General features: G+C 72.9%; 10 protein-coding genes. 4 read left to right on the top strand and 6 right to left on the bottom strand.

Annotation, left to right across the window (positions count from 1 at the left end):
* Positions 1–62: 62 nt before the first annotated feature.
* The 3 genes from ACWDYF_RS08995 to ACWDYF_RS08985 all read left to right on the top strand — a co-directional run bounded on the left by ACWDYF_RS08995 (position 63) and on the right by ACWDYF_RS08985 (position 2685).
* The gene (locus tag ACWDYF_RS08995; protein WP_381741018.1) at positions 63–266 is read left to right on the top strand and encodes a cold-shock protein; all 204 of its coding nucleotides are present in this window, start codon (positions 63–65) and stop codon (positions 264–266) included.
* A gap of 322 nt (positions 267–588) precedes the next feature.
* Entirely contained in the window at positions 589–2214 is a 1626-nt protein-coding gene (locus ACWDYF_RS08990) for a DEAD/DEAH box helicase (RefSeq protein WP_389462666.1), read from the top strand.
* A gap of 117 nt (positions 2215–2331) precedes the next feature.
* On the top strand, positions 2332–2685 hold the full coding sequence (locus ACWDYF_RS08985) for a MerR family transcriptional regulator (protein WP_018569051.1): 354 nt from the start codon (positions 2332–2334) through the stop codon (positions 2683–2685).
* 24 nt (positions 2686–2709) lie between these two features.
* Here ACWDYF_RS08985 and ACWDYF_RS08980 read toward each other — a convergent pair whose 3' ends face one another.
* From ACWDYF_RS08980 to ACWDYF_RS08955, 6 genes are all read right to left on the bottom strand, one after another.
* Positions 2710–3966, bottom strand: coding sequence for an NAD(P)/FAD-dependent oxidoreductase (locus ACWDYF_RS08980; protein WP_389462667.1), 1257 nt, complete (start codon positions 3964–3966; stop codon positions 2710–2712).
* A gap of 136 nt (positions 3967–4102) precedes the next feature.
* Entirely contained in the window at positions 4103–5047 is a 945-nt protein-coding gene (gene sigJ / locus ACWDYF_RS08975) for an RNA polymerase sigma factor SigJ (RefSeq protein WP_389462668.1), read from the bottom strand.
* Positions 5048–5087: 40 nt separating this feature from the next.
* Positions 5088–5969: a carbohydrate ABC transporter permease gene (locus tag ACWDYF_RS08970; protein WP_389462669.1), complete on the bottom strand. Its 882-nt coding sequence runs from the start codon at positions 5967–5969 to the stop codon at positions 5088–5090.
* Positions 5970–5980: 11 nt separating this feature from the next.
* Positions 5981–6928 carry a carbohydrate ABC transporter permease gene (locus ACWDYF_RS08965; protein WP_018569055.1) on the bottom strand — a complete coding sequence of 316 codons (948 nt, stop codon included), beginning with the start codon at positions 6926–6928 and terminating at the stop codon, positions 5981–5983.
* Between the two features lie 13 nt (positions 6929–6941).
* Positions 6942–8285, bottom strand: a complete 1344-nt coding sequence (locus ACWDYF_RS08960; RefSeq protein ID WP_389462670.1) for an extracellular solute-binding protein — start codon at positions 8283–8285, stop codon at positions 6942–6944.
* Between the two features lie 278 nt (positions 8286–8563).
* Positions 8564–9775: a LacI family DNA-binding transcriptional regulator gene (locus ACWDYF_RS08955; RefSeq protein ID WP_389462671.1), complete on the bottom strand. Its 1212-nt coding sequence runs from the start codon at positions 9773–9775 to the stop codon at positions 8564–8566.
* A 181-nt stretch (positions 9776–9956) separates the two neighbouring features.
* Between ACWDYF_RS08955 and ACWDYF_RS08950 the strand changes: the two genes are divergently transcribed.
* Complete coding sequence (locus ACWDYF_RS08950) at positions 9957–11789, top strand: glycoside hydrolase family 2 protein (RefSeq protein WP_389462672.1); 1833 nt, start codon at positions 9957–9959, stop codon at positions 11787–11789.
* The last annotated feature ends 202 nt before the right edge of the window (positions 11790–11991 follow it).

Here is an 11991-nt window from a genome sequence, read left to right as displayed (position 1 = left end):
CATCACGGCGACCGGAGTCCGCACAGGGCGGAACTCCGAGCACCGTCCCGAAGGAGAAACAAATGGCTACCGGCACCGTGAAGTGGTTCAACTCGGAAAAGGGCTTCGGCTTCATCGAGCAGGACGGCGGCGGCCCCGACGTCTTCGCCCACTACTCGAACATCGCGACGTCCGGCTTCCGTGAGCTGCTGGAGGGCCAGAAGGTGACGTTCGACATCGGTCAGGGCCAGAAGGGCCCGACGGCCGAGAACATCGTCCCCGCCTGACGCCCACCCGCGCAGACGCGTACTTTCGCAGCTGGGGCCCGCACCGTGAGGTGCGGGCCCCAGCTCGCTGCGTTTCCGGGGGCGGCACGGGAATTTCCGCCGTCCGGGCGGTGTTGAGGTTGTTCGGGGCATCATCAGGTGTGCCCGATCGCTTTACCCGCCCGCATTTCCTTCCGGCCTCCGTCCCGCGCCTTTCCAGCTTTCACCCTGCGTCACCTTCACCCTTCGCCCTTCGCCTCTTCGGCCCGTTCTCGCGATTCTCCGCGCCGCTCCACCGCTGCGGGAATTCCTTGATACGTGTCGCATCAAGGAAGGTTCCCGTATGAGCCGCGCCCAGAGCCGCGTACGCCGCCCTGCCGCCGCCCGGGGCGACTTCGCGCCGCCCCGCACCCGTACCCCCGCGCTGCCCGCGGTCGAGTCGTTCGCCGAACTCGCCCTGCCGCCGGAGCTGCTGGCCACCCTCGGCCGGGAGGGCGTGAGCACGCCCTTCCCGATCCAGGCCGCGACGCTGCCGAACTCCCTGGCCGGACGGGACGTGCTCGGCCGGGGCCGCACCGGTTCCGGCAAGACCCTCGCCTTCGGCCTCGCGCTGCTGGCCCGTACGGCGGGCCGCCGGGCCGAGCCCCGGCGTCCGCTCGGCCTCGTCCTGGTCCCCACCCGCGAGCTGGCCCAGCAGGTCACCGACGCCCTCACCCCGTACGCCCGCTCCGTGGGCCTCAAGCCGCCCGCCACCGTGGTCGGCGGAATGTCGATCGGCCGCCAGGCCGGTGCGCTGCGGGCCGGGGCCGAGGTCGTCGTCGCGACCCCGGGACGGCTCAAGGACCTCATCGCCCGCGGCGACTGCCAGCTGGACGACGTGGCCGTCACCGTCCTGGACGAGGCCGACCAGATGGCCGACATGGGCTTCATGCCGCAGGTCACCGCCCTGCTGGACCAGGTGCGCCCGGACGGGCAGCGGATGCTGTTCTCGGCCACCCTGGACCGCAACGTCGACCTGCTGGTCCGCCGCTACCTGAACGACCCGGTGGTCCACTCCGTGGACCCCTCGGCCGGTGCCGTCACCACGATGGAGCACCACGTGCTGCATGTGCACGACGCCGACAAGCACCGGACCACCACCGAGATCGCGGCGCGCGACGGCCGGGTGATCATGTTCCTGGACACCAAGCACGCGGTGGACCGGCTGACCAAGCACCTGCTGAAGAGCGGTGTCCGCGCGGCCGGGCTGCACGGCGGCAAGTCCCAGCCGCAGCGCACCCGGACCCTCGGCCAGTTCAAGAGCGGGCAGGTGACGGTGCTGGTCGCGACCAACGTCGCGGCGCGCGGGATCCACGTCGACGACCTCGACCTCGTCGTCAACGTCGATCCGCCCACCGACCACAAGGACTACCTGCACCGCGGCGGCCGTACGGCTCGGGCCGGCGAGTCCGGCAGTGTCGTCACCCTGGTGACCCCCGGGCAGCGCCGGGACGTGAGCCGGCTGATGGCCGCGGCCGGGATCACCCCGCGGATCACCCCGGTGCGCGCGGGCGACAGCGAGCTGCACCGCATCACGGGCGCCCAGGAACCTTCCGGTGTCCCGGTGGTCGTCGCGGCGCCGGTCCCGGCGCAGGCCGGTCCCCGCTCCGGCCGGTCGTCGTCCGGTGCGTCCGGTGCATCCGGGTCCGGGTCCGGGCGCTCCTCCCGCTCCCGGTCGCGCCGGTCCTCGTCCCGGTCGGGCGCGGCGGCGGACTCCGGCACGGCGTCGGGCACCGCCGCCCCCTCCCGTTCCGGCGCTTCCCCCTCCCGTTCCGCTGCTGCGGGCGCGGCGGCGGAACGTTCCGCTCCGGCGTCGTCCCGCGGCGGCCGCCGTGGCGGCGGTGGCCAGGGCCGGTCAGCCGGTGAGGCGCCGCGCCGCGGGGCGCGGCGGTCGTCGTCCGGGTCGCCGCGGACGGCCCAGCAGCGCTGAACCCGGCCGCGGTGATCCCACCGCGGCCGGATCGCACGGGTGTCCGCCGACCTGGCCGGGCGGCGGAGCGGGCGCATGGTGTTCAATTTCCCTCGAAGCGTTGCGCAACGAGGTGACATGACAGCAGGCAATCCGCTCAACGATCGACTGGACGACGACGACTACCCCGCTTACACGATCGGGCGGGCCGCCGAGATGCTCGGCACCACCCCGGGGTTCCTGCGCGCACTCGGCGAGGCCCGTCTGATCACTCCGCTCCGTTCCGAGGGCGGCCACCGCCGCTACTCCCGCTACCAGTTGCGGATCGCCGCGCGGGCCCGCGAACTCGTCGACAAGGGCACCCCCATCGAGGCCGCCTGCCGCATCGTCATTCTTGAGGATCAGCTGGAGGAGGCCCAGCGCATCAACGCGGAGTACCGCCGGGCCACGCGCGAGCGGGGCGGGGACCGCGACGCACCGCCCTCCGGCTGAGCGCGCGCGGCCCCGCCGTACCGCTCAGGCCGGGGACTCGGCGGCGGCGCCCGCCTCGGCCACCGGTTCCGTCCGCGCCGCCCCCGCCCCGGCCGCCGGGTCCGTCCCGGCGGGCGCGGGCAGGACCGGGCGGCGGCGGACCGGGAGTCCGAGCGTCGGGTGGGCGACGCCCCAGGCGGCGCCCTTGCAGACGACCTCCTTGTAGAGGGCGGCCGTCCGGCCGGTCAGGGCCGCCCGGACCGCGCGGTCGTCGGCGGTGACGTACTGGATCAGGCCCTGCCTGCGGCCCAGCGAGACGCACTGGTTGAAGTAGCGCAGCGGCACGTTCGGGAGCTTGGTGCCGGTCAGGCGGGCGGCGATGGCGTCGGCGGCCTGCCACGCCGAGGGGATGCCCGTGGCGCACGACATGCGCAGCGGCTTGCCGCCGGGGCCCGCCGCGAGGGCCGCGTCGCCGATGGCGTAGACCTGCGGGTGCGAGAGCGAGCGCATGGTCGCGTCGACCACGACCTGCCCGGTGCCGGAGACCTCCAGGGTGGTGTCCCGGGTGAGCGGGTGGACGGCGAAACCGGCGGTCCAGACGGTGACCTCGGCTGGGATCGGCGTGCCGTCGCCGGTGGTGACGCGGCCGGCCTCGACGGCGGTGACGGCGGTGTGCTCGTGCACGGTGACGCCGAGCCCGTCGAAGACCTTCCGCAGATGGCGGCGGCCCTTGGGCGAGAGGGGCTCGCCGAGGCCGCCGCGCGCGACGAGGGCGACGTCGAGGTCCGGGCGGGCCTCGGCGATCTCCGTCGCGGCCTCCAGACCGGTGAGCCCGCCGCCGACGACGACCACGGGCGCCCCCGCCGCCAGTCCGGCCAGGCGTTCCCGCAGCCGGAGGGCCCCCGCGCGGGAGGCGACCTCGTGGGCGTGCTCGGCGGCGCCCGGCACACCGCGGCCGTCCCAGGCGCTGCCGAGGGCGTGGACGAGGGTGTCGTACGTCAGTTCCTCGGCCTCGCCGGTGCCGTCCGGGTCGCGGACGGTCACGGTCCGGCGGTCGGCGTCGAGGCCGGTGACCCGCGCGATCCGCAGGGTGACACCGGTGCCCTCGAACATCTTGCGCAGCGGGCGGGGCGCGAGGTCCTGGCCGGACGCGAGCTGGTGCAGCCGGACGCGTTCGACGAAGTCGGGTTCGGTGTTGACGAGGGTGATGGCGACGTCTTCGCGGCGCAGCCGCCTGGCGAGGCGTCCGGCGGCGCTGGCTCCGGTGTATCCGGCTCCGAGGACGATGATGCGGTGCTGCATCTCCATGCTCCTGTCTTGAGCGGGTTCGCCCCTTGAACCGGGCGGCCCGCCGTTTCCTGACAGGGAGGGGATGTGAAGCACCTCACATCCCCCCGGGAGGGGTCAGTAGGCGTGGAATCACATCCCCCCGGAGGGGTCAGTAGGCGTGGAAGAGGGGCGCGCCGTGGTCCTCCCGCGCCCACCGCAGGGTGGCGCGCTCCAGCTTGTCGGGGTTGACCTGGCTGCGGAACGCGGCGATGCCCTCGGCCGTGATCTCCAGGCAGATGACGCCGATGACCCGACCGTCGACGAGTGCCACCACGGCGGGGCCGCCGTTGGCGGTGCCGATGTACACCTCCGGCGAGCCGCCGGCCAGGGCGCGCTTGGCCGGGCTGGGCTTGAACAGGCCGCGCATGAACATGGCGACCGCGCGGGCGCCCTCGAACGCCGTGGCCCGCGCCGGGACCTTCCCGCCGCCGTCGCCGACCGCGACCGCGTCCTGGGTGAGCAGCCGGACCAGCGGTTCGGTCCGGCCGCTGGTGGCCGCGGCGAGGAACTCCTCGACGACCCGCCGGGCGGCGGCCCCGTCGATCTCGGCGCGGGGCCGGCCGTCCGCGACGTGCTTCCTGGCCCGGTGGAAGGTCTGCTGGCTGGCGGCCTCGGTGAGGTCGAGGATCGCCGCGATCTCGCGGTGCGTGTAGCCGAACGCCTCGCGCAGCACGTAGACCGCGCGCTCGGCCGGGGAGAGGCGCTCCAGCAGGACGAGGACCGCGTACGAGAGGGAGTCGCGCTGTTCGGCGGTGTCGGCGGGGCCGAGCATCGGGTCACCGGCGAGCAGCGGTTCGGGCAGCCACTGGCCGACGTAGGTCTCGCGGCGGGCGCGGGCGGAGGTGAGCTGGTTGAGGCACAGATTGGTGAGGACCTTGGTCAGCCAGGCCTCGGGGACCTCGATACGGCCGGTGTCGGCGGCCTGCCAGCGCAGGAACGTGTCCTGCACGGCGTCCTCCGCCTCGCTCGCCGAGCCGAGCAGGCGGTAGGCGATGGCCTCCAGGCGCGGCCTGGATGCCTCGAACCGGTCCACGTCGTCCACGGTCAGGCCCATGGCCCGGAATCCTAGCCGCCCCGGCCGCCGCGCGGTGCCGTCACTTGATGCCGGTGGTCGCGATGCCCTGGACGATCTGGCGCTGGAAGACCAGGAAGACGGCGATCAGCGGCAGGAAGCCGAGCACGGAGGAGGCCATGACCTCGGCGTACTGGATGTTGCTGTTGTTGACCAGGGAGGCCAGGCCCACCGGGATGGTCTGCGACTTGGTCTGGTTGAGCACCAGCAGCGGCCACAGGAAGGAGTTCCACGAGGTGATGAAGGTGAGGATGGCGACCGTGGACAGGGCCGGCCGGCACAGCGGCATGCAGACCGTCGCGTAGACCCGCCACCAGCTCGCGCCGTCGATGCGGGCGGCCTCGATCAGCGCCACCGGGATGCCGCGGAAGAACGACTGGAAGACGAAGACGGACAGCGGGGCCGCGACCGAGGGCAGGATCAGCGCCCAGAACGTGCCGAGCAGGTGGAAGGACCGGTACTCGATGAACTGGGGCAGCACCAGCGCCTCGCTCGGCAGCATCAGGCCCGCCGCGACCAGCGCGACGACCGCGCCGCGGCCGCGGTAGCGCAGGAAGGCCAGCGCGAAGCCCGCCATCGAGCCGAAGGCCAGCGTGAACACCACGGCGAGGACCGAGATGACCAGGCTGTTCAGATACCAGGAGCCGATCGGGTAGTTGTCCCAGGCGTAGGAGTACGCGTGCAGGGACCAGCCGCCCGCGAACGGCGACGTCGGGTTCTCGGTGATCGACCCGTCCGGGCGCAGCGAGGTGGCGAGCGCCCACAGGAAGGGCACCAGCCAGATCAGCGCGAACAGGGTCAGGCACACGGCGCACAGCCGGTTGAAGAGCTTCGCGCCGTTGACCGAGGGCGCGTTCCGCGCCGCGGTGGACCGGGGCGGGGTGACGGGGGTCATGGTGGTCATGGGTGCTCCGCTCAGGCCGCGGCGCCGGCCGCACGGCGGCGGCGCAGCCCGTACCAGGCCGCCGAGATCGCGACGATGATGACGAAATAGACCATGGTGGCGGCGGCGCCGTAGCCACCGCGGTAGGAGGTGAAGCCGGTGTCGTAGATGTACTCGATGACCGGCCGCGTCGACTGGTTGGGACCGCCGGCCAGCAGCAGGTAGATCTGGTCGAACACCTTGAGCGAGGCGAGGATCTGGAGGATCAGCACCAGGCTGGTGGTCCGGCCCAGCAGCGGCACGGTGATGTGCCGGATCTGCTGCCAGGGACTCGCCCCGTCGATCGCGGCCGCCTCGTACACGTCGGGCGGGACGTCCTGGATCGCGGCGGTGTACAGGACGAAGTTGAAGCCGAAGGTCCACCACAGGGTCATCAGGGTCACGGCGGTCCAGCCGCCCGAGGTGCTGCCGATGAAGTCGGGCACCGGCAGTCCCACGGCCCCGAACACCTTCGGGATCAGTCCGATCTCCGGGGTGTACATCCACAGGAAGATCAGCGCGACCACGGACGAGGGCACGACGTACGGCGCGAAGAACGCCAGCCGGTAGAAGAGCCGGCCGCGCCGCACGCGCGAGGCGAGGACGGCGGCGACCAGGGCGAGCACGACCAGCGGGGGCGTGGTCAGCAGAGTGAAGAGCACCGAGTGCCACAGGGCGTCCCAGAACAGCGGGTCGGTGACCACCTCGCGGTAGTTCGACAGGCCGACCCAGTCTCCCAGGCCGCTCTTGACGGTGGTGGCGTTGAAGAAGCTCAGCACCACGCCCACCAGCAGCGGGCCGACCAGGAACAGCAGGTAGATCACGAAGAAGGGCGCGGTGAGCAGCAGCCCGGCCCGGCGTTCGGGCCGGGGCGGCCGGTCGGCCCGCTGGTCGGCCGCGGACGCCGGGGCCGCCGGTCGCGTCGAGACGACGGTCGTCATGGGTGACTGCCTCCTACTTCATCGTGACCGGCGGTCGGGCCGTGGTGAACCGCTTCAGATCCGAGCGCAGGGCCGGGACCGCCGCCCTGGGCGTAAGCCGCCCCGCGATGGCCTCGATGACCGTGCCGCCCACCACGCTCTGGAAGTCCGAGCCCGCGCCGGTGTACCAGGCGGCGGGGTCGTACTGGGCGTCGAAGGCGGCCCGCACGTAGTTGCGCTGCGGCGACTGGTCGAGGAACGCCTTGCTGCGCTGGGTCGGCAGCCACGCGGGGATGTGGCCGCCCTCGGCCCAGACGGCGCTGTGGTCCAGGAGGCTCTTGACGAACCGGGCCGCGTCGCGGGTGCGGGCCGCCGGGCGCCGGTCGTTGCGCGGCACGACCAGCGCGTGCGAGTCGGCGTACGCCACCGGCCTCGGCCCGAGCAGCGCCGGGAACGGCACGACGTTGAAGCGCAGGCTCTTGACCAGGCGGTACGAGGGGATCTGCCACTCGCCGTCGAAGAGGAAGCCGGCCTTGCCCGTGCTGAACAGCGCGTTGGCGCCGGAGCCGTTGAGGTTCTTCGGCATCAGACCGCCGGCGGTCAGGCTCTGGAGGAAGGCGACCGTCTCCTGCACCGCCTCGGCGTCCAGGGCGATCCGGGTGCCGGAGTCGGTGACGACCGGACCGGCGAGCCCGGAGTAGATCATGCTGAAGCAGCGCCACGCCGTCGACGGGTCGGCGGTGACCGACATCGCCGCCCCGTACTGGGCGCCGGCGGTCTCCTTCATCGCCTTCACCGCGGCCAGGAAGTCGTCCTTGCCCTTGAGCGGGACGAGGCCGTCACCGGCGGCGTCGAGCAGACCGGCCTTACGGGCCAGGTCGACGTTGTAGTAGAGCACGAAGGGGTGGGTGTCCAGGGGCACCGCGTACACCGTGCCGTCCACGGTGGCCTTCTGCCAGGCCGCCGGGGTGAAGCGGTCCGCGGTGACGCCCAGTTCGGGCAGCCCGGTCCGCTCGACCGGCTCCAGCAGTCCGGCGGCGGCCAGCAGCGGCAGCCGGGACAGATGGGCGATGCCGACGTCCGGGGGCGTGCCGCTCGCCGTGGCCAGCGCCAGCTTCGTGTAGTACGGGTTGCCCCAGCCCAGGACGGTCGCCTCGACCGAGGTGCCCGGACTGGCCTTCCGGAAGGCGTCCTCCATCAGCACCATGTTGGCGCCGTCGCCGCCGCTGAAGAGGTTCCAGAAGATGACGTCCGCGGTGTCCGGCTGCGAGCCGGTCAGACCGGACGCGAGCGGGGAGGAGCACGCCGCGAGCCCTCCGGTCAGGGCAAGGCCGCCGCCGAGGGCCAGAAACCGCCGGCGTGCCATCGCTCCGCTCATAGGGGTATTCACCTCGTTAACGCGATGTGAACTCGATGGCGCGACCTTGGCACACGATTTGCAACGATGCAATAGATCGGCGGAAAGTCGCCTTGCGTGGGGGGCGGCGGGGGTGGTTCGCGGGGCCGGGGGGCGGATGGGCCGGGCGGGCCCGGATGGATCGGATGGGCCCGGATGGATGGATCGGGCGGGCCGGGCGGGCCGGGCGGGTGCGGCGCCCGCCCGGCCGCGCGCCGGGTTCAGTCCGCGGCCCGCGGCGGGTTCAGTCCGCGCCGGGTTCAGTCCGTGGCGGGGCCGGACGCGGCGCCGGGGCGGCGGAGGGAGGACTCGCGGACGACCAGGCGGAAGGGCGTCGCCTCGTGCGCCGCCGTCGCCGTCGCCACCGGTTCCGCCGACGCCGGTTCCGCCGAGACCAGTGCCCCCGTCACCGATTCCGCCGTCGCCGGTTCCGCCGTCGCCGGTTCCGCCGTCGCCGGTTCCGCCGTCGCCGCGTCCGGGGCGGGTCCGGGGCCCGCCCCGGCCCCCGCCTCCGCCGCCGCGGACCGGCCGCCCGTGCGGCGCCCGCCCTGCTCCTCCAGCAGCGTGAGCGCGCGTTCGGCGAGAACGTCCAGGTCAGGGGCGATGGAGGTGAGCGGCGGATGGGTGTACGCCGACTCCTGGATGTCGTCGATACCGACCACCGCGACGTCCTCGGGCACCCGCACCCCGGAGGCGTCCAGGGCCCGCAGCGCCCCCACGGCCAGCGCGTCGTTGAAGGCGAACACCGCGTCGGGCAGCGGGCCGTCGCCCTCCAGCAGCTCCCGTACGGCGGCGTAGCCCTGGTCCCTGGTCCAGTCCTCGACCGGCGCCACCAGCCAGTTCACCCGGCGCACCCGGGCCGCCTCCATGGCCTGCCGGTAGCCCGCGGTGCGCTGGCGGCCGTTCTCGCTGCCGTTGCGGCCGAGCGCCACGATGCGGCGGCAGCCCTGCTCCAGCAGGTGTTCCACGGCGGTGCGGGCGGCGGCCACATTGTCGATGCCGACCCTCGGGAACTGGTCGCCGACACTGTGCTCACCCAGCATGACCAGCGGGAAGTCGGGCCGCGCCGCCGCGACGTCGGCGGCCGGCAGGGTCAGGGCGCTCAGCAGCACACCGTCGGCGACATTGGTCAGTCCGCCGTCGAGGATCCGCCGCTCCACCTCGCGGTCGCCCGCCGTCGACTCGACCAGCACGGTGATCCCGCGCCGGCCGGCGGCCCGGATGACGGCCTGGGCCAGCTCGGCGAAGTAGGGCTCGGCGAGGAAGGGCACCGCGAGGGCGATGAACCCGGTGCGGCCCGAGCGCAGGCCGCGGGCCATGTAGTCCATGCGGTAGCCCAGCTCGTCCAGCGAGCGCTGCACGCGCGCCCGGGTGTCCGGGCTGACGTGCGGATAGCCGCTGACCACGTTCGAGACCGTCCGCACCGACACTCCGGCGTGCTCGGCCACGTCCCGCATCCGCACCCTGGCCATGGAGGGGCTCCTTCCGTCGAGTCGGCCCCCCGAGTCTGCCGCACCGGCGGCAGCGCCGTGCCGCCGCACTCCACCCACTCTTGCATCGATGCAAACGATCACTCATGATGACAGGGCTCCGATTATAGAAACGTTGAAATCAGCCGACACCGGCATGCCGGAAAAGGCAGAGGGAGGACTCGTGAGGGCGAGCGAGCAGGACGGGACGTATCCGAGGCCGATCCTGCGGCGGGAGCGGTGGCACAGCCTCGACGGCGTCTGGGAGTTCGGGTACGACGACGCCGGCGCGGGCGAGCGCGACGCGTGGTTCGCCGAGGGCGGGACCGGCGCGTTCGACCGGGAGATCACCGTCCCGTACCCGCCCGAGGCGCCCGCCTCCGGGATCGGCGAGACCGCGCCGCACCGGGTGGTCTGGTACCGCCGCCGCATCCCCCACGACGTCCTCGCGGCCGGTCCCGGCGAGCGCGCGCTGGTGCACTTCGGTGCCGTCGACCACCGCGCGAAGGTCTGGCTCGACGGCCGCCCGGTCGCCGAACACGTCGGCGGGCAGACCCCGTTCACCGCCGATGTGACCGACGCGCTGCGGCCCGGCGCCGACGAGCACGTCCTCGTCGTACGCGCCGAGGACGACCCGGCCGACCTCGCGCAGCCGCGCGGCAAGCAGGACTGGCAGGACCGGCCGCACGCCGTCTGGTACGAGCGGACCACCGGCATCTGGCAGACCGTGTGGACGGAGACGGTGGCCGCCCAGCGCGTCACCGATCTGGCCTGGCTGCCCGATCCCGCGCGCGGCGTCCTCGCCGAGATCACCCTCGCCGCCACGCCCGCCGCCCCGCTGTCGGTCGAGATCGAACTGAGCCTGGACGGCGAGGTGCTGGCCCGGAGCAGCGCCGAGACCGGCACCCCGCGCAGCCGCGTCGACGTCGTGATCCCCGCGCTGCGCAACGGCATCGACCGCGAGGACCTGCTGTGGAGCCCGGAGCGGCCCACGCTGATCGACGCGCGGGTGACCGTGCGCGACACCGGCACCGGCGCCGTCCTCGACACCGTCGACAGCTACGTCGGCCTGCGCAGCACCGGCGTCGGCCGGGGCGCGTTCCTGCTCAACGACCGTCCGTACTACGTGCGTTCCGTCCTCAACCAGGGGTACCGGACCGACACCCTGATCGCGAACTCCGGCACCGAGGAGCTGCGCCGCGAGGTCGAGCTGATCAAGGCGATGGGCTTCAACGCGGTCCGCGTCCACCAGAAGGCGGAGGACCCGCGCTTCCTGTACTGGGCCGACCGGCTCGGTCTGCTGGTGTGGGGCGAGACCGGCGCCGCCTACGAGTTCGGCACCGAGGCGGTGGAACTGCTCACCCGCGAGTGGCTCGATCTCGTACGGCGCGACCGCAGCCACCCGTCCGTGGTGACCTGGGTGCCGCTCAACGAGAGCTGGGGCGCCTCCGACATCCCGCACGAGAGCGCGCAGCGGCACTACTCGCTCGCGCTGGCCCACCTCACCCGGGCCCTCGACCCCACCCGGCCCGTGCTGTCCAACGAGGGCTGGGAGCACACCGACAGCGACATCCTCGGTGTGCACGACTACTCCGCCGACCCCGCCGAGCTCACCCGGCGCTACGGCGACGCCGCCGCCGTCGACGCGGTCCTGGCCGGACCCGGCCCGCAGGGACGGGTGCTCGCGGTCACCGAGCGCCAGCTCACCCGGTACGCCGCGGGGGACGCCCCCCTCATGATCACCGAGTTCGGCGGGCTCTCGCTGCGGGCCGACGAGAACTCCTTTTCCTACACCCGGACCAGCTCCGACACCCAGTACGCCGCCCTGCTCGGTGAGCTGTTCGCGGCGCTGCGTTCCAGCCAGGTCGTGGCTGGATTCTGCTACACCCAGTTCATGGACACCGCCCAGGAGACCAACGGCCTCCTCTTCCCCGACGGCTCCCCGAAGCTGCCGCTGGAGACGATCCGGCAGATTGTGACGGGGGTTGAGCAGGGGGCTGTGCGGGGAGGAGCTTGAGGGAGACGGTCGGTGCCGGGATCTTGGAACGAGCCCGGCACCCTCACCGGTGTGTCACATCATTCCGGTGTCCACGCCGTGCAGCGTCCCCAGGACGAAGGCGATACACGTCAGCGTGTAGAACAGCTTCATTGGCACCTTTCTCTGTCATATGCCACTGCGAACCGGCATGCAGACATGGGGGAGCGCAGTGGAAATTGTT

The sequence above is a fragment of the Streptomyces sp. NPDC003284 genome, from assembly GCF_053589675.1.
This window is presented reverse-complemented; position numbering and strand designations above follow the sequence as displayed.